1 protein-coding gene is annotated in these 234 nt (G+C 67.5%); it reads right to left on the reverse strand.

Annotated features, from left to right (window positions below; all coding sequences use genetic code 11):
* On the reverse strand, positions 1 to 234 hold a 234-nt coding region (locus AB0G10_RS16470; protein WP_360921446.1), incomplete at both ends, for a tachylectin-related carbohydrate-binding protein.

Raw genomic sequence — 234 nt, forward strand, 5'->3', positions numbered from 1 at the left:
GATGGCGAGGACTTGGCCGTTGCCGATGCCGAGGACCTGGTGGAAGTTCTGCCAGCCGCGGCCGATGGGGTTGCTGGAGTTCGGTTCCCAGCCGGTGGCGCCGGTCTGGTCGGCTTTGCCGTCGCCGGTGTAGCGGTACCAGAGCAGGTCGCCGTCGGGTTTGATGGCGAGGACTTGGCCGTTGCCGATGCCGAGGACCTGGTGGAAGTTCTGCCAGCCGCGGCCGATGGGGTA

Source organism: Actinoplanes sp. NPDC023714 (genome assembly GCF_040639855.1).
Taxonomy (GTDB): Bacteria; Actinomycetota; Actinomycetes; order Mycobacteriales; family Micromonosporaceae; genus Actinoplanes.